Source organism: Paenibacillus glycanilyticus NBRC 16618 (assembly GCF_004000805.1).
GTDB lineage: Bacteria > Bacillota > Bacilli > Paenibacillales > Paenibacillaceae > Pristimantibacillus > Pristimantibacillus glycanilyticus.
The window spans coordinates 1-15822 of the sequence record NZ_BILY01000015.1; the positions used below are offsets into that span (position 1 = coordinate 1).

Sequence of the window (15822 nt, forward strand, 5' to 3'; positions counted from 1 at the left end):
ACCCGTCGCGCAAGCCGTAACAGCCGTGCTGTTCGGGCCTTTCGCGCCGGTCAGCATCGAGACTTGTCCGGAAGCCATGTTCGCGATCATCATCGGAATGAAGAACGGGCTTACGCGCTTAGGACCTTTCTCGAGCAGGATGTTATGCTGGTCTTCCCAAGTTCCGAGTCCGCCGATACCGGATCCGACGATAACGCCTACGCGCTCGGGATCGACATTGGAGCCGATCTCGAGTCCTGCATCTTTAACCGCGTTCAAGCTGGCAACGGACGCGAATTGGACGAAACGGTCCATGCGGCGCGCTTCTTTTTTATCAAGATTGTAATCTTCCGGATTGAAGTTCTTAACTTCAGCGGCGATTTGTGTCGGATATTCGGATACGTCAAACGCTTCGATGCGCGATACGCCCGATTTCCCTTCCATCAAATTACCCCAAAACTGTTCCAGGTCTGCTCCGAGCGAGGTAATAACCCCCATGCCGGTAACGACAACTCTTTGTTTCATTGTAAGATTCACCTCAAAGTGGACTGCATTCAGATGCGTACGTCACATCTTCTATAATAAAAGCGTACAAGCTCATTCATAATGTCATGATGATTCCGTGCCTCAGATGGAGAGAAGTCCCGTCTATTACAACGGGACCCTTGTTTCCTTACGTATGAGATTGTATGTAATTGACTACTTCTCCCACCGTGGTGATGGTCTCTGCATCTTCATCAGAGATCTCCATATCAAACTCGTCTTCCAGTTCCATGACCAACTCAACGACATCAAGAGAGTCAGCGCCGAGGTCATCTTTGAAGGAAGCTTCCAGCGTGACTTCCGCTTCGTCTACGCCAAGTCTGTCGACGACGATACGTTTTACACGTTCTACTACTTCGGACATCCGATTCACCTCCTCCTAGGGTATTATACGAGAATTTAAGACAAAACGCCATACGTAACCGTTGCATTTCCGGTCATTGCGGCGTGATGCTATCTTACATGTACATGCCGCCGTCAATATGGACGGTTTGGCCTGTCATATAGGAAGCAGCATCGGATGCGAGAAAGCGTACCGCTGCCGCAATATCCTCGGCTGCGCCAAGGCGCGCAAGAGGGATTTGCGAAGAAAGCGATTCCTTCATCTCGGAGGACAACTTGTCCGTCATATCCGTTTGAATAAAGCCCGGTGCAATGCAATTTACGGTAATGCCGCGGGAAGCAAGCTCGCGCGCGCTCGACTTCGTGAGGCCGATTACGCCTGCTTTCGCCGCGACATAGTTCGCCTGACCGGGATTTCCGAGCACGCCCACTACCGAAGAGATATTAATAATGCGTCCGGCACGCTGCTTCATCATTGGCCGCGTGACCGCTTTGATCCCGTTAAAGACACCCTTCAAGTTCGTCTCAATAACTTGGTCAAATTCCTCTTCTTTCATACGCATAATTAAATTATCTCTTGTAATGCCTGCGTTATTCACCAAAATATCGATTGAACCGAATTGATCCACAACTTCTTTGACCATGGCTTCGAATTCGTCGGTTTTGCCAACGTTCGCTTTCAGAATGATAGCGCGTCGGCCAAACGCTTCAACCGCCTTGGCCGTCTCCGCCGCAGCCGCCTCGCTGCCCGAGTAGTTGATCGCAACATCGGCGCCGGCTTCGGCAAGCGCAACGGCGATAGCACGGCCGATACCGCGGGATGCGCCCGTTACAAGCGCTTTTTTGCCTTCAAGACTAGCAAACATGGTATACCTCCTCCAAGTTTTGCACGAGCACGATACTACAGTGTTTCCAATGCAGCAATGCTGTTTACAGAGATAACGCGCAGATTTTTGTCGACTTTCTTGATCAGGCCTGCAAGGACAGTGCCCGAACCGATCTCAACGAAAGTATCCACGCCTTGTTCAGCCAAATAACGGATGCTGTCTTCCCAAAGAACCGGAGAGTAAACCTGCTCGACCAGAAGATTGCGGATCGAAGCCGCTTCCGTTACCGGAGCAGCCGTTACATTCGCTACTACCGGAATAGCTGCATCGTTCATCGGCACTTCCGACAATACGCCGGACAGCTTCTCAGCCGCTGGCTTCATCAGCGAGGAATGGAACGGCCCGCTTACTTCCAGCGGAATGACACGCTTCGCGCCGGCTTCTTCTTTGCCTCGCTCAACAACGGCTTGAACACCTGCTGCCGAGCCGGAAACAACGATTTGGCCCGGACAGTTAACATTCGCCAGTTCAACCGTATTTCCTTCTTCCGTGATCTTCGAACATAATTCGGACAGAACGCTGCGTTCCGCTCCAAGCACGGCGGCCATTGCGCCTTGTCCGCTAGGAACAGCCTGCTCCATGAACTCGCCGCGCGCGCGAACCGTGCGGACCGCATCCTCAAAGCTGAGCACGTCTGCCGCAACCAGCGCGCTGTACTCGCCAAGGCTATGGCCAGCCACGTAATCGGCTTTGAGTCCTCGGCCTTCAAGCGCCTTCAGCAAGGCAACACTTACCGTCAGAAGCGCCGGTTGCGTATTAACCGTCTGCTTCAGCAGATCGTCCGGACCGTTGAAAATAATATCGCTCAGCTTGAAGCCCAATGCTTCGTCCGCTTGCTCGAAGACAGCGCGGGAGCTTTCAAACGCTTCGTACGCGTCTTTGCCCATACCAACGGCTTGCGCGCCTTGGCCGGGAAAAACAAATGCAGTTTTGCTCAAACGAATTCCCTCCATTACCAGATCAATACGGAAGCGCCCCAGGTGAGGCCTCCTCCGAAGCCAACAAATACGAGGCAGTCCCCATCGTTAACTCTTCCCTGCTCTACGGCTTCTGCCAGCGCGACCGGAATCGATGCCGCGGACATGTTGCCGTATTTGTCCAAGTTAACCATACACTTTTCTTCCGACAGGTCGAGTCGGTTAAGAGCCGATTGAATGATACGGACATTGGCTTGGTGAGGAACAAGAAGATTGATATCCTCTTTGCTCATCCCGGCTTTGCGAAGAGCTTCCTCCGCCGCATTGCCCATAATGCGCACCGCGAATTTAAACACTTCATTGCCGGCCATATGAATGTAATGCTGCTTCGACGCAACGCTTTCCGCCGTTGAAGGCATGCGCGAACCGCCGCCGCTTACTTTCAAGAGATCTCCACCGCCGCCGTCAGCGCCAAGCTCGAACGACTTGAATCCGCGGCCTTCCTCTACCTGTCCGAGCACCACGGCACCTGCGCCGTCTCCAAACAAGATGCACGTGTTGCGGTCCGTATAATCCGTAATGCGGGATAAGGTCTCGGCCCCAACAACAAGGACATGCTTGTACATGCCGGTAGCGATCATATTCGAAGCGGTTGCCAGACCGTATATAAAACCGGAACAGGCTGCCGACAAATCAAATGCAGCCGCTTTTTTCGCTCCTAGCTTTTCTTGCAGCAGGCATGCCGTCGAAGGGAAGAACGTATCCGGCGTGATTGTCGAAACGATAATCAAGTCAATGTCTTCAATGGCAATGCCCGCCGCGTCTATTGCTTTCAGCGAAGCCTGATAAGCCAGATCGGAAGTCGCCTGCTCCGCTGCCGCCAGACGGCGTTCGCGGATCCCCGTGCGCGTTACGATCCATTCATCGTTGGTTTCCACCATTTGCTCAAGTTCTTGATTGGATAAAATCCGGTCGGGAACGTATTTGCCCGTACCAATAATGCCAACAGGATGTAATTTCATCATGACCTCCCGCCTATTTCCGCCGCTATAGACTCCGTAAGCTGGGCTTTGATAGCCGTCCGGGCCTGCCGGATCGCATTTTTCACAGCCTTAGCATCCGAGGAGCCGTGACATTTCATCACCAGTCCGTTCAAGCCAAGCAGCGGAGCGCTCCCATGCTCCTTGTAATCCATCTTTTTACGCAATGCGCGAAGTTTCGGCATCATAACCGCTGCGGCAAGCTTCGTCATAAGCGTCTCGCCAAAAGCATCTTTGAGGAATGTCATCAGCGATCCCGCTGTCCCCTCCATCGCTTTAAGCATAATATTCCCCGCGAAACCGTCGCAAATGAGAATGTCACAGCTGCGATTAAGCAAGTCACGCGCCTCAACGTTTCCGATAAAATTAATCGGAGCCTGCTCGAGCAGATCATAAGCCGCTTTCGTCAGCTCATTGCCTTTACGCTCTTCGGTACCGACATTCAGAAGGCCTACGCGTGGGTTGTCAAAACCATGCACCTTTGCGCGATAAATACTGCCCATGATTGCGTATTGGAGCAAATGCTCAGGCTTCGCGTCCATATTGGCGCCAAGGTCAAGCGCAAGCACTCCAACATCGTCCATTGTAGGAAGCATTGGGGCGAGCGCGGGACGCTCGATCCCTTCCAGTCTGCCAACAACAAGCAGTCCGGTCGTCATCAATGCACCGGTGTTGCCCGCGGAAATCATCGCATCGGCGCGTTTCTCGCGTACCAGCTGGCCGGCAACGACCATGGACGAGCCTTTTTTTCGGCGAACCGCTTTGACCGGCTCTTCATCCGGACCGATCACCTCATCCGTATGGCATAACGTCACGTTGGCCGGTTTCTGTCCTTTGAACAGCGGCTCAACTGCCGCCGTGTCGCCGACAAGAACCAATTCCGTATCCGGCCACTCCGCCGCAGCTTCCAACACGCCCTGAACGATAAGTCCAGGGGCGTGGTCGCCTCCCATCGCATCTATGGCGATCCGCATGTTTCTTACCTCCCAGCCGCTCTGCCCCGTTAGAAAGGCAAAGCGCTAACATAAAAGCCTATGCCTCGTTCTCTCCTTCACCAGCCGAACGGTAAATGACGAAGTTCCCTTGGAACACCATTTCATCCCCGACATAGGTAAAGAGCTCCACCTTCGACTTGTGGCGCTCGCCGGATATCGAACGTACATAAGCTTTTGCAATGCACTTCTCGCCCAGCTTAACCGGCCTTATAAAGCGGATGTCCGCCGTGACCGTCAGAGCGATTTTCTCTTCAATAACTGCAACAGCCAGCGAGTTCGCCTGGGCAAATACGTGATGGCCCCGGGCAATTCCCGTGCGCGAGAAAACATGCTCTTCTCGAATTTCGAATATCGAGATCCCGCTTTTGTCCAGCTGCAAATCTACAATGTCACCAATCACTTCGTGCAGCGGCAAGGACTGAACGGAATCGTAAGAACGCTCAGCCATCAGCTTCATCCGCTCGCGCAGCTCGGGAATACCCAGTTCCATCCGGTCAAGCCTTATGGTCTGAATGCTGACCTTCAAATGCCTGGTCAGCTCCCGGTCCGTCATAAACGGATTTTCGTCAATTAATTGTGCGAGCAGCTGATGCCGCTGTCGCTTAGGCATTCGTTCGATCTTCGGCACCACCTTAACAGTATTGTGACCCTTGTCTGATTTTACTCGAATAATGGCTGATATTATAACCTGGTACTAAATAAGTATATAAAAAAAAGAGTATGTAAGCAACGGACACAAAAAAATAGCACCTCATCGTAATGAAGTGCTATTGTGGGAAACCCCGAGATTATTGGGAAATAATCTCTTTCGTTTTGTAATATCCGCACACTTTGCATACGTGGTGGCCAAGTTTCAGCTCTCCACATTGCTCGCATTTTACCATACCTGGTACCGCCAGTTTGAAATGCGTACGACGTTTGTCGCGGCGAGTTTTGGATGTTCTTCTTTGAGGTACTGCCATGTTTCCCACCTCCTTCACAGAATCAATGAATCACGCTTTATTGTTCGTCTTTGAATAAATCCTTGAGCACTGCCATGCGAGGGTCAATTTTCTCGGTTGAGCAGCCGCATTTTTGTTCATTTAAGTTCTGTCCGCAATTTTGGCACAGTCCTTTGCAATCGTTACTGCATAACGGAGCGAACGGCATGAACAGCTGAAGCACTTCTTCCACATAAGGCTTCAAATCCAGCCTGTCCCCTGCTACGGCAATAACGTCGTTGTCCTCGTCCTCTTCCTTTTCTTCCTCATCCTGCTCGGACGCCGGCTTGAACTGGTCGGACACAGGGATTACCGTATGAAGCTTCACCGGGTCAAGACAACGAGAGCAAGCGAGTTCCCAAACAATGGACAATTCGCCTTCGACCGTAATCGAGCCTTCATTGCCCGTTACCTGAAGCGACACATGGAGCGGACCGTGACTGATGACATCCGATCTGTCTTTAAATAACGCGGACACATCGAGATTCTCATCAATCTTTGCCTTAATGCCTTTGGACATCGTTTCTTGTACATGAAACTGCATGTGATCACCCCAAACAAACAAAAATTATTATATCTATCATCGAGCGGTTTTGTCAACATTTTCACACTGTTTTTCATCTTTTGCCGCGTTATTTCGTGAATATAACGATATCCCTGTGCTATGATGGGACATATATCCATCTGAAATAAGGAGATGTCAGATTGCGAACGGTAGGACTAATTGTTGAGTATAACCCATTTCACAACGGTCATCAATATCATTTGCGCGAATCGGTCAAAATAGCAAAAGCCGACGCCGTCGTAGCCGTCATGAGCGGACATTTTTTGCAGCGCGGAGAACCGGCCGTCATGGATAAATGGGCCAGGACGGAAGCGGCGCTGCGAGGCGGATGCGATCTGGTGCTGGAGCTGCCCGTCGCCTACGCTACGCAAGCAGCGGAGTGGTTCGCATACGGAGCGGTCTCCACTCTGGAAGCGACAGGGATCGTCGACGCCTTCTGCTTCGGTACGGAGAGCGGGGAGCTTGAAGTGCTGCATGAGGCAGCCAAGCTTGTCGCCCACGAGCCGCCAGCCTTTCAAAGTCTGCTTCGGGAAGCTATGGAGAACGGGAGCAGTTATCCTAGCGCTTACAGCTCGGCGATTGCTTCTTACCTTGCTTCGATCGGGCGATCGGATGCGGCGGATTTCCCTTTTGCCCAGCCGAATCATACGCTAGGTCTTCATTATTTAATCGCGCTGGAACGGATCGGCGGGCGGATGCTGCCCTACACGATACGCCGGGAGAAATCCGAATACGGGCAAACGACGGTTACCGACAGCGCCATCGCCAGCGCTACCGCGATCCGCAAGCTGCTGCTGGAAGGCGGCGAGCTTGAAGCAAGCAAGCCGCTCGTGCCTGCCGGTACTTTTGCCGTGATGCAGAAGGAATGGTCTTCCGGCAGAAGCCCTGTAAGCTGGGCCAACTTCGTCCAGCAGCTGCTGCATGCCGTTGTCACCCACACGCCGGAACAGCTTGCCGGCTACCGCGAAATGACGGAAGGTCTCGAACATAGGCTCCTTCAAGCGCTGCCGAAGCTCAACCATACCGGATTTGAGCCGCTTATTGATGCGCTTAAGACGAAGCGTTACACCCGGACCAAGCTGCAGCGCTCCTTGCTTTCTATTCTGCTCCGCCATAAAAAAGAAGATTTCACTGCGGAGAAGCTTGCTGCCGGCGTCCAATATATCCGCGTGCTTGGATTCACGAGCAAGGGACAGCAGCTTCTGCGCCGCATGAAGAAGGAAGCGAAGCTCCCCGTCCTGCTAAGCGCCGCCAGAGCTCCTATCGAATCCGGATACCTGGAGCTCGATACGCAAGCTTCGGCCGTCTATATGCTGGCCCAGCCCGGACATGAGTCAGCGGCGGCGATGTACCGCGATTTTACGGACAGGCCGATCATTATCGGGTAAGACCAGCTTCATCCTGTATTGCCGCTATAGCAGAGCCCAGCGAGGTGACGGGGATAACCTTCATCTCGCTGCGAAGCTCCTTCGCTTTCGCCGCAGCCTCCTTATAGTTATCCTTCGGAGCAAGGAACAGCTCTGCCCCCGCTCGATCCGCCGTAACCACTTTCAAGGCAATTCCGCCGATTGATCCAACGTTCCCGTCTTTGTCGATCGTTCCTGTTCCCGCAATTCTGAACCCCCGGGTAAAATCCTCATCCAATAGGAGATTAAGTGATTGCAGCGCAAACATCAGACCGGCAGACGGTCCGCCAACGTCACTGGCTGAAATCGTGATTTTCCGGCTCTCATCGTCAGGCTGCAGCCCTTCAGGCGATACTTTGTAAGGAATATTCGCATAGCGGTAGGCAGCTTCAACGGCGCTATTCTGCGAATTAAGCATGTCTTTGGACATCCGCGCCAAATAATCTTTCTCCGACAGCCCATTCGTGACCGAGTTCTTGCTTAGAATTTGAAAGTCTTTGTTCCATATAGCTTGAATCGCCTGCCAATACTTCGCATCGGTTAATTTAACGGTTGTAACCAAAAAAACGCCGCTTTTGTCCATTCCGGCATTAGTCTGCTGGATTGCTGCACCGCTACTGCTTTGCTGAACGAACGGCGCCGTCTCGAACGTTAGCCCAGGCTCATAGACAACCAGCGGTGTCGGAGCATAGACTACGATCCACAGCATTACCGCGATCAAAAAGATCCCTGCCGCCTGCCTCGCGTTACCGCTCAGCCTAAACTTGCCCATAGAACTAACTCCCTCCCTTCCTCAAGGGTCTGGTCTATCCCGCCCTAGACGCGCGTACAATGGAACAGACCCCGGTTCGTCCAAGCCTCTTGCGTAATCGATGATCCTAATTCCAATGGAGTTGATAGATATGGCACGAACGATTCTGTACGCGGCAATCTCGATTCTGATGGTTGCCGCCATCATACGTCAGCCGGATGAAGCGTTCCAAGCATCCCTTCAGGGACTGACCATTTGGTGGAACATCGTATTTCCCGGTCTGCTGCCCTTCCTCGTCTTGTTTGAGCTGATAGCCGCATTTGGCCTTATACACGGAATCGGCGCTCTTCTTCGTCCTCTGATGCGAGGCTTGTTCAAGCTGCCCGGCGAAGCTGCGCTGCCCTTGCTCTTTGGATGGCTGTCCGGACATCAGGCAGGCGCCGAAGCGACGGCTGCTCTTCGCCGCGATCAGCTGGTAACGAGACGCGAAGGGCAAAGACTGCTGGCCTTGTCCCATATGCCCAACCCGCTTTTTATGATTGTCGTTATTGGGGCAGGCTTCCTGCATCGGCCGGAGCTTGGCTTATTTATCGCTCTTATGGTCTGGCTCTCCGCCCTCTGTACGGCCGGATGGATTTCGCTGATCAGCCGGCGGAGGTCTGCGGCGCATCACCTTAATGTCCCTCAAGCGGCCGTTGCACCGAGAGGCTTGATGGAAAATGCAGCGGACGCGATTACGACAAGCCGCGACCGTGACGGCCGCAGCTTTGGCAAGGTGCTTGGCGATGCGGTCTCTTCCGGCGTTCAAAAGCTGCTTGTTGTTGGCGGCTTTATGATTTTTGCGGCCGTAGCAGCCCGGCTGGCGTTGCCGCTCATCCAATTCGCGCTGCCAAGCGGTATTGCCGAATTGGTGCTGCCCGCTTTACTCGAGAGTCATATCGGTGCCTACGGGGCAGCCGTATGGCAAGGCCCCGGCATTACTACCGCAATAAGCGCCGCCGCGGTTGCGGCTATTCTGGCCTGGAGCGGGTTAAGCGCGCTGCTCCAATCAGGCTATGCCATCACCGGCACGGATTTGAAGCTGCTGCCGCTCATTGGCGTCAGACTGCTGCATGCGCTGCATGCCGCTGGGCTAGCCTTGCTGCTGTGGAAGCCGGCACAGGCTGCCCTTGCGATGCTGCCAAGCCGGCTGACCGGCGCTACGGCAGCCATGCTGCAGGACGGCGCTCACTGGCAGCGCCCTTCCAACGCATACGAGGCCGTCACCGCAGTAGGCCTCCCGTCGCTCTGGCCGTATGCGCTGACGGCCGTCGCCGTTCTTGCTATTATGCTGCTGTTGATGCGCGCAGCCGCGCCGCGCGTACCTGGCCTCAAGAAACGCTAGTTAGCCGTTTGACTGCCTCGCTTTATATTTCTCTACGAGACGAGTCTCGATCGGAGCCGGAACAAGCTCATGAACCGGTCCCCCAAACATCGCGATTTCCTTCACAATGCTGGAGCTGAGATACGAATATTTCGGGTTCGTCATCATAAAGATCGTCTCGATCTCTTCATCCAGCAACTGATTCGTCGAAGCAAGCGTAAGTTCGTACTCGAAGTCCGTCACCGATCGGATGCCGCGGACGATAACGCTGGCTTTGCGCGATTTCATGAACCGTACGAGCAAATCCCGGAAGCTGTCAATCGACACATTCGGAATGTCGCGCGTTATTTCGCGAAGCATCTCTTTCCGCTCGTCAAGCGTAAACATCGGACTTTTGCTTGTATTGTTAAGCACCGCCACGATGACGTGGTCGAATTGCTTGGCCGAACGGCGGATAATATCGAGATGTCCCAATGTCGGAGGATCGAAGCTCCCCGGATAGACCGCTACTCGTCCGTTCTCATTCATCTGCATGGCTTGTTCCTCCATCTGCGCTGCCGGGCGAATAACGGTAGATCGTAACTGCCGTATCGCCATATTTTTGTTTTCTCAGCAAAATAAAATGCTCCATCTCGTCCGGATACTCATGCCCGGCATCATGCTCCACCACAATAGTCGCGCCATCCTCCAGCAGCGACCGCTTCGCCAGATCGGCCATCAGCTCGTCCATATGGGTCAAGCGGTAAGGCGGGTCGAGGAAGACGATAGAGAACGCGATTCCCCGCTTCTCCAGCAGCTTCAGCGCACGCTCCGCGTCGTTGCGGTATATTTCCGCATGCCGTCCCATTCCTGCCGCTTCGGTATTTAATTTAATGATATCAATGCTTATTTTTTCCCGGTCGATAAAGATCGTCCGCTCGATGCCTCTGCTCCAAGCTTCAATACCGAGCCCGCCGGTGCCTGCGAATAAATCGAGTGCCAGTCCACCGTCGAAAAACGGTCCAATCATGCTGAATATCGCTTCCTTCACCTTGTCGGTCGTCGGACGGGTATTCATGCCTGGAACCGCCTTCAGCGTGCGGCCTTTTGCCGCTCCCGCAATGACTCTCACTGCTTATTGCTCCCTTCCTCTACTGTCGATGCCTATAGTACCACACTTTCCCTTGGATTATAAAGGCACCCGGAGAGGAGGAACGAGGGCCTCAATATTTTTTTTGGCGTAATATGTATAATCGCCCACAAACCGGACAAGATAAAATCATCGGCGTCGGAAGATGCCGTAGACAACCGCGGAGAAGACTTACGTTTCCCCATAAGCTCTTCGTCCGGTTTCTCCTCTCCCATGAAAGGACGCTCAGAAATGAGCGTCCGATTTTTTTGTAAACAGGCCATTTCCCCACTGCTAATTCCGGTCATTTTGGTATATAGTTACAGTACCACTTTTAATAGACGGGAGGTTTACGGCCCTATGAACCAGATCGGCAGCTATATTATTCCCTTACTCGTTATTCTGTTTGTCGTGTACCGGCGCTTGAAGCGTTCGGTAGGTTTTCAGCCTTTCAAGCCGAGCAGGCTGAAAATGCGCATCGGTATCTTCAGTATCATTGGCATTCTGCTGCTGGCCTCCGGCTTCCCGCATCCTGCGATCTATATTTCCGATGCCATCGGTATCGCCTGCGGCGCGGTAATTGCTTATTATGCCATCAAGCACAGCCGTTTCGAACAGCGCGAGGATACGTTGTTTTACCGGACGCATGTCGGCATCGAGACTTTGGTTGTCCTGCTGTTTATCGGAAGAATCGCCTTCAGGATCATTGAAATGTTCGGCACCGGAGGCGCCAATGCCATGAATCCGGCGCTAAACAACGAGACGGCGCAGATGCAGCAGTATACGAATGATCCGCTGACCGCGGCAACTTTCTTCCTGCTTGTAGCTTATTATCTCGGCTATTATACGTTTATCCTTCGCAAGAGCGACGAGAAAGCGGCTGTATCCTAAAAGCGTTCCCCTTCGGGACGCTTTTTTTCATTGTCCTCTAAAACCGTAACCTTGCGGCTTGTCAGGAATATCATGGCATGAGCAAAAAAATGATGGCGAGGAGACTGCAGCATGGCCGTTTACCGCATAATCGTCGATTTGTCGGACCGGATGCTTCATCTGCTTGACGGAAATGTTGTCGTGAACTCTTATCCCGTTGGCATAGGCAAGATGGTTACCCAGACACCTTCGGGAGAATACAAAATTATTAATAAACAGGAAAATCCCGGCGGACCCTTTGGCGTGTTGTGGATGGGATTGTCCAAACCGCATTACGGCATTCACGGCACGAACGACCCTTCCTCGATCGGAAGAATGGTATCGCATGGCTGCATCCGGATGTACAACGAGGATGTGCTGGCTTTGTCCAATCTTGTGCCGGTTGGAACCCGGGTTACGATTCGCCCCTGAACGCAGGGAAAGCGGCAGTCTCTTAAGGGAGATCTGCCGCTTTCAAAGTGACGGTCTGGGTTGCCTGCTCCCAAACGGCTTTGCGGTTTAATGATGCCGCCAAGTCTCTTACCGTTACATAACCTGTGGAAATATCGAGCCGGGAATCAAGCGGATGGCCGTTAACCGTCAGCTTGCCCGCGGTCCAGCCAATAGCGGCACCAAGCGTTTCCCCAAGTGCCCGGGCAGCAACCCAGGTTGTTCCTCCGTCCAAGTATCCGACCGCGGCAACAAAACCGTCTACCAGAATGGGAACCGTCTGCGAGGAACGGAACATCGTTGTCGATGATGCGGAAGCAAAGGCCGTATCATACTGCTTCAAGGAATATTGGTTTATGAGAGTAGCCAGCTTACTAGGATAAGCAGGATCCGTCGCATAACCGCTCACGTACAGCATCGTAGCCTGTTGCTCGGGCGTTACGGCTGCACGGACGCGGACATAGCGGGGAGTGGCAAACAGCAGATCCTGATCCTTCAAGAAATGATACACGCTGTTATAAGCGCGGAACGACGAATTCATGCTGATCAATGTTCCGTCAACCACTTCCCAGGTTCCTTTCACCACCGCTTCGCCATGCCAATAAGCATTGGGAGCGCCCGATCCGACCTTAATGCCTCCGAGATTGTACCAAGGATGAATGACCCCGCCGGTCTCGAGCATACACTGCGCCAGCCGCAAGGATGGAAAAATCGATGAGCCTTCGCGTCTGACCTGCAGAACAGTCGGGACAAGCGCTGCAATAAATTGCGATCTTGTGAGATTCGCCATTTATCCTCCTCCTTTCCAGTCAAAAACTTATACAAGCTCCTCTCAGTGTATGGAGCTTTGATCCGATTCGTAACGGTGACTGCCGCCGAGGCAGCAAAAAAACTCCGTTATGCCCATATTCGGCATAACGGAGTTGCTCTGCTTACAAACTATAAAATTCACGCGTATTCGAAAGCAGCCGTTCCCGCACTTCCTGCTCCGGAAGCTGCTTGATCGCGGCGATATGCGCGCAAATGTCATGAACCATTTGCGGCACGGTCCTACGGCCCTCGTAAGGCCCTTCAAAAGGCCACGGTCCGTCCGTCTCCACCATGATTCGCTCCAAGGGATACTGCTGTACCAGCGTCCTGATCTCCTGCTCGTAGGCCACGTCCGGCGTCACCGAAATCATATAGCCGAGCGAGATCATTCGCTTAATTGTCGCTTCGTCTCCCTTAAACCAGTGGAAATGGACCTTCTTTACCTGATGCCGCTCCATGATATCGCAAGCTTTGGCACCATCCCCATATACCGCATGCAAAATAATCGGACGGCCTAGTTCCGCGGCAAGCGCGGCAAATCGATCAAGCAAATCGAGATAAGGAGCCTCGTCAAAAGGTCTCCCTTCCTCGGCTGCAGAGGTCCGGGAATAATAAGGCAAGCCAACCTCGCCAATGGCGAACGCTGCGCCGGCTGCATGCTTCGCCTTAATCCATGCAAACAGCTCATCTTGTTCCCATGCCGCAGGAACCGGCTGTTCGGGATGATAACCGTATGCGGGAAACACCCGTCCCGGGAACGACTCGGCGAGCGCGGCGTTGGTCTTGCAGGAATCCAAATGCATCGACACTGCTACAACCGCTTCGATTCCCTCTTCAAAAGCCTGCTCGAGCAAAGCTTGCCGATCCGCTTCCTCATAGGAATCAAGATGAATATGCGCGTCAATTGCGTTTTTCCGCTCCATGATGATCAGCCTCCTTACGCCTATTGAAGCAGCTCGTGAATCTGCTGTTTCAGTTCGTTAAACAACGGTTCCCGCCATAATTGCGGGGAACGGGGTCTTGCGAAGGGTACGATGATCTCTTCCAATATCACTGCCGGCGCTGACGACAAGACAAGGATCCTGTCCGACAGCAGCAATGCTTCCTCGATGCTATGCGTAACAAGGAGAACCGACCGTTTGTTCTGCTCCCAGATGGACATCAGCCACTGCTGCATCTGCTGTCTCGTCAACGCGTCAAGCGCGCCAAACGGCTCGTCAAGCAGCATTAAAGTCTGGGGAGACAGCAGCGCCCGCAGGAAGGATACGCGCTGCTGCATCCCGCCGGATAACACATGGGGATAGGAATCGGCGTACTCCGCGAGACCGATGCGATCCAGCCATTCACGCGCCTGACGCCCCGCTTCCTTACGCTCCGTGCCTGCGATCCCAAGCGCAAGCTCGATATTAGCCGACACCGAACGCCAAGGCATCAGGGAGGCCTGCTGAGGCATATACGATATATGCCCCCGGCTGCCGGTTACTTGCTTGCCGTCAATCCAGATTTCACCGCCAGTTGGTTGCTCCAATCCGCCAATGAGCTGGAACAACGTTGTTTTTCCGCTTCCGGAGGGTCCGACAATGGAGACGAATTCGTTCTCGGCAACGGTGAGCGATAAGCCGTTCAGGACGTTTTTCCGGCCAGCATCAAAGCTTTTGCGGATCTCTTTTAGTTCAAGCGCTGGAGCTGTCATGCTCTTCCCCCTCCTTTCGCCGGACGCCACCGGATGACAAACCTTTCGACGAGAGCTACGAGTCCAAATAAAGCTAGGCTCAGCGCCACGATTAGAAAGACCGAAGCAAATACCCTTGCCGGCTCATAACCTTTGGATGAGAGAATCATATAATGGCCTAATCCCTTGTCAGCTCCAAGCCATTCCGCAACAACGGCGCTTAGAACGGCATACGATGCGGCGATTTTGAGACCCGAGAATAAGTGAGTAACGGCATTGGGCAATTCGAGCCGCGTAAACAGCTGCCAGTCACCCGCTCCAATCATCCGCATGTAATTGCGAAGGGTCGGATCCGTATCCTTAAAGCCATTCAGCATGGCCACGGATACCGGGAAGAAACATACGATCCAGACGAGAATAAGCTTGGGCAGAACGCCGTAACCGAGCCAAATCGTAAGAATCGGGCCAATCGCGATGACCGGCACGTTTTGCGTGACGACAAGCAGCGGATAGACCGCCCTCCGGACAAAAGGAATAAGGTGCAGAATTGCGGCAAGAATGATCCCGGCTGCCGCGCCCCCGCCGAATCCGACAAGCGCCAGCTCCACCGTTGCCCAGGCATTGTCCATCAGGCGCGGCCAGACGTCAACCATTTCTTTTACGATAGTAGTCGGCGAAGGCAGCTGCCACTTGGGCACAACGCCGCTATCAACCGAGAGCTGCCAAGCGGCAAGGATAAGGATGACGAGCAGCAGAGAAGGCCAGACCGCATGATACCAGCCTTTATTGCCCATCCGGATATTTCTCCAACAACCGGCCCATGGAAGCCCCGTTAGCCGGATTGAAATAGACCTTTACCTGCGAGATAACGGACGGACAGCCCATCTCGGTCATGGCTTCATTCATGGATTGCACGATTTCGAACAATTGCGGGAGTTCGCCCTCCATCGTTGTCTCCAGAGGCGCTACCCGGTAAGGGACACCCGATGCCTTAATAATCTCGATTGCGCGGTCTACAAACGGAATAACGCTTTCCCCGTTTGGCGTTGTTGGCAGAATTTGAATACTTACAAGCGCATTGGCCATCATCGTCAGCTCCTCATAA

General features: G+C 53.3%; 21 protein-coding genes. 4 read left to right on the forward strand and 17 right to left on the reverse strand.

Annotated elements, in window-relative coordinates:
• The 9 genes from PGL01S_RS13780 to PGL01S_RS13820 all read right to left on the reverse strand — a co-directional run.
• The coding region (locus tag PGL01S_RS13780) for a beta-ketoacyl synthase N-terminal-like domain-containing protein (protein ID WP_280525710.1) at positions 1–504 on the reverse strand (504 nt) is incomplete at its 3' end.
• A gap of 148 nt (positions 505–652) precedes the next feature.
• On the reverse strand, positions 653–886 hold the full coding sequence (gene acpP, locus PGL01S_RS13785) for an acyl carrier protein (protein WP_091181516.1): 234 nt from the start codon (positions 884–886) through the stop codon (positions 653–655).
• 94 nt (positions 887–980) lie between these two features.
• Positions 981–1730 carry a 3-oxoacyl-[acyl-carrier-protein] reductase gene (gene fabG, locus PGL01S_RS13790; RefSeq protein WP_127495195.1) on the reverse strand — a complete coding sequence of 250 codons (750 nt, stop codon included), beginning with the start codon at positions 1728–1730 and terminating at the stop codon, positions 981–983.
• A gap of 35 nt (positions 1731–1765) precedes the next feature.
• Complete coding sequence (fabD, locus tag PGL01S_RS13795) at positions 1766–2689, reverse strand: ACP S-malonyltransferase (RefSeq protein WP_127495196.1); 924 nt, start codon at positions 2687–2689, stop codon at positions 1766–1768.
• 14 nt (positions 2690–2703) lie between these two features.
• Complete coding sequence (locus PGL01S_RS13800) at positions 2704–3690, reverse strand: beta-ketoacyl-ACP synthase III (protein WP_127495305.1); 987 nt, start codon at positions 3688–3690, stop codon at positions 2704–2706.
• Positions 3690–4682 carry a phosphate acyltransferase PlsX gene (gene plsX, locus PGL01S_RS13805; protein ID WP_127495197.1) on the reverse strand — a complete coding sequence of 331 codons (993 nt, stop codon included), beginning with the start codon at positions 4680–4682 and terminating at the stop codon, positions 3690–3692. The genes PGL01S_RS13800 and plsX overlap by 1 nt, the downstream gene beginning before the upstream one ends.
• Before the next feature lie 58 nt (positions 4683–4740).
• Positions 4741–5313, reverse strand: a complete 573-nt coding sequence (fapR, locus tag PGL01S_RS13810) for a transcription factor FapR (protein ID WP_015845070.1) — start codon at positions 5311–5313, stop codon at positions 4741–4743.
• Between the two features lie 178 nt (positions 5314–5491).
• Positions 5492–5665: a 50S ribosomal protein L32 gene (gene rpmF, locus PGL01S_RS13815; RefSeq protein ID WP_015845071.1), complete on the reverse strand. Its 174-nt coding sequence runs from the start codon at positions 5663–5665 to the stop codon at positions 5492–5494.
• Positions 5666–5702: 37 nt separating this feature from the next.
• Entirely contained in the window at positions 5703–6227 is a 525-nt protein-coding gene (locus PGL01S_RS13820) for a YceD family protein (protein WP_127495198.1), read from the reverse strand.
• A gap of 161 nt (positions 6228–6388) precedes the next feature.
• Between PGL01S_RS13820 and PGL01S_RS13825 the strand changes: the two genes are divergently transcribed.
• Complete coding sequence (locus PGL01S_RS13825; protein WP_127495199.1) at positions 6389–7636, forward strand: nucleotidyltransferase; 1248 nt, start codon at positions 6389–6391, stop codon at positions 7634–7636.
• Here the strand turns inward: PGL01S_RS13825 and PGL01S_RS13830 are convergent.
• Positions 7626–8426 carry a S16 family serine protease gene (locus PGL01S_RS13830; RefSeq protein WP_127495200.1) on the reverse strand — a complete coding sequence of 267 codons (801 nt, stop codon included), beginning with the start codon at positions 8424–8426 and terminating at the stop codon, positions 7626–7628. The two genes, PGL01S_RS13825 and PGL01S_RS13830, sit on opposite strands and share 11 nt — an antisense overlap.
• A 130-nt stretch (positions 8427–8556) precedes the next feature.
• On the opposite strand from PGL01S_RS13830, the gene PGL01S_RS13835 reads away from it, so the two are divergent.
• Positions 8557–9789 (forward strand): nucleoside recognition domain-containing protein, encoded by a 1233-nt coding sequence (locus PGL01S_RS13835; protein ID WP_127495201.1) that lies wholly within the window; start codon positions 8557–8559, stop codon positions 9787–9789.
• Here the strand turns inward: PGL01S_RS13835 and coaD are convergent, their stop codons facing one another.
• Together coaD and rsmD are read right to left on the reverse strand one after the other, a co-directional pair.
• Complete coding sequence (coaD, locus tag PGL01S_RS13840; protein WP_127495202.1) at positions 9790–10302, reverse strand: pantetheine-phosphate adenylyltransferase; 513 nt, start codon at positions 10300–10302, stop codon at positions 9790–9792. It lies immediately after the preceding gene.
• On the reverse strand, positions 10289–10879 hold the full coding sequence (gene rsmD / locus PGL01S_RS13845; protein WP_127495203.1) for a 16S rRNA (guanine(966)-N(2))-methyltransferase RsmD: 591 nt from the start codon (positions 10877–10879) through the stop codon (positions 10289–10291). Before rsmD ends, coaD begins: the two co-directional genes overlap by 14 nt.
• A 357-nt stretch (positions 10880–11236) precedes the next feature.
• On the opposite strand from rsmD, the gene PGL01S_RS13855 reads away from it, so the two are divergent.
• Together PGL01S_RS13855 and PGL01S_RS13860 are read left to right on the forward strand one after the other, a co-directional pair.
• Positions 11237–11767 carry a CcdC protein domain-containing protein gene (locus PGL01S_RS13855; protein WP_127495205.1) on the forward strand — a complete coding sequence of 177 codons (531 nt, stop codon included), beginning with the start codon at positions 11237–11239 and terminating at the stop codon, positions 11765–11767.
• 111 nt (positions 11768–11878) lie between these two features.
• Entirely contained in the window at positions 11879–12217 is a 339-nt protein-coding gene (locus PGL01S_RS13860; protein WP_127495206.1) for a L,D-transpeptidase, read from the forward strand.
• A gap of 22 nt (positions 12218–12239) precedes the next feature.
• Here PGL01S_RS13860 and PGL01S_RS13865 read toward each other — a convergent pair whose 3' ends face one another.
• The 5 genes from PGL01S_RS13865 to PGL01S_RS13885 form a co-directional block, all read right to left on the reverse strand.
• Positions 12240–13025 carry a glucosaminidase domain-containing protein gene (locus PGL01S_RS13865; protein WP_127495207.1) on the reverse strand — a complete coding sequence of 262 codons (786 nt, stop codon included), beginning with the start codon at positions 13023–13025 and terminating at the stop codon, positions 12240–12242.
• Between the two features lie 142 nt (positions 13026–13167).
• Positions 13168–13968: a TatD family hydrolase gene (locus PGL01S_RS13870; RefSeq protein WP_127495208.1), complete on the reverse strand. Its 801-nt coding sequence runs from the start codon at positions 13966–13968 to the stop codon at positions 13168–13170.
• Between the two features lie 20 nt (positions 13969–13988).
• Complete coding sequence (locus tag PGL01S_RS13875; RefSeq protein ID WP_127495209.1) at positions 13989–14738, reverse strand: ABC transporter ATP-binding protein; 750 nt, start codon at positions 14736–14738, stop codon at positions 13989–13991.
• Positions 14735–15511, reverse strand: coding sequence for an ABC transporter permease (locus PGL01S_RS13880; RefSeq protein ID WP_127495210.1), 777 nt, complete (start codon positions 15509–15511; stop codon positions 14735–14737). The genes PGL01S_RS13875 and PGL01S_RS13880 overlap by 4 nt, the downstream gene beginning before the upstream one ends.
• Entirely contained in the window at positions 15501–15803 is a 303-nt protein-coding gene (locus PGL01S_RS13885; RefSeq protein ID WP_127495306.1) for a thiamine-binding protein, read from the reverse strand. Before PGL01S_RS13885 ends, PGL01S_RS13880 begins: the two co-directional genes overlap by 11 nt.
• Positions 15804–15822: the final 19 nt, after the last annotated feature.

What these genes read in the sequence shown, in the direction of transcription:
- acpP (WP_091181516.1), bottom strand. Translation starts at nt 886, where the DNA reads ATGTCCGAAGTAGTAGAACGTGTAAAACGTATCGTCGTCGACAGACTT.
- fabG (WP_127495195.1), bottom strand. Translation starts at nt 1,730, where the DNA reads ATGTTTGCTAGTCTTGAAGGCAAAAAAGCGCTTGTAACGGGCGCATCC.
- PGL01S_RS13800 (WP_127495305.1), bottom strand. Translation starts at nt 3,690, where the DNA reads ATGAAATTACATCCTGTTGGCATTATTGGTACGGGCAAATACGTTCCC.
- plsX (WP_127495197.1), bottom strand. Translation starts at nt 4,682, where the DNA reads ATGCGGATCGCCATAGATGCGATGGGAGGCGACCACGCCCCTGGACTT.
- fapR (WP_015845070.1), bottom strand. Translation starts at nt 5,313, where the DNA reads ATGCCTAAGCGACAGCGGCATCAGCTGCTCGCACAATTAATTGACGAA.
- rpmF (WP_015845071.1), bottom strand. Translation starts at nt 5,665, where the DNA reads ATGGCAGTACCTCAAAGAAGAACATCCAAAACTCGCCGCGACAAACGT.
- PGL01S_RS13820 (WP_127495198.1), bottom strand. Translation starts at nt 6,227, where the DNA reads ATGCAGTTTCATGTACAAGAAACGATGTCCAAAGGCATTAAGGCAAAG.
- PGL01S_RS13830 (WP_127495200.1), bottom strand. Translation starts at nt 8,426, where the DNA reads ATGGGCAAGTTTAGGCTGAGCGGTAACGCGAGGCAGGCGGCAGGGATC.
- PGL01S_RS13835 (WP_127495201.1), top strand. Translation starts at nt 8,557, where the DNA reads ATGGCACGAACGATTCTGTACGCGGCAATCTCGATTCTGATGGTTGCC.
- coaD (WP_127495202.1), bottom strand. Translation starts at nt 10,302, where the DNA reads ATGCAGATGAATGAGAACGGACGAGTAGCGGTCTATCCGGGGAGCTTC.
- PGL01S_RS13855 (WP_127495205.1), top strand. Translation starts at nt 11,237, where the DNA reads ATGAACCAGATCGGCAGCTATATTATTCCCTTACTCGTTATTCTGTTT.
- PGL01S_RS13860 (WP_127495206.1), top strand. Translation starts at nt 11,879, where the DNA reads ATGGCCGTTTACCGCATAATCGTCGATTTGTCGGACCGGATGCTTCAT.
- PGL01S_RS13865 (WP_127495207.1), bottom strand. Translation starts at nt 13,025, where the DNA reads ATGGCGAATCTCACAAGATCGCAATTTATTGCAGCGCTTGTCCCGACT.
- PGL01S_RS13870 (WP_127495208.1), bottom strand. Translation starts at nt 13,968, where the DNA reads ATGGAGCGGAAAAACGCAATTGACGCGCATATTCATCTTGATTCCTAT.
- PGL01S_RS13875 (WP_127495209.1), bottom strand. Translation starts at nt 14,738, where the DNA reads ATGACAGCTCCAGCGCTTGAACTAAAAGAGATCCGCAAAAGCTTTGAT.
- PGL01S_RS13880 (WP_127495210.1), bottom strand. Translation starts at nt 15,511, where the DNA reads ATGGGCAATAAAGGCTGGTATCATGCGGTCTGGCCTTCTCTGCTGCTC.
- PGL01S_RS13885 (WP_127495306.1), bottom strand. Translation starts at nt 15,803, where the DNA reads ATGGCCAATGCGCTTGTAAGTATTCAAATTCTGCCAACAACGCCAAAC.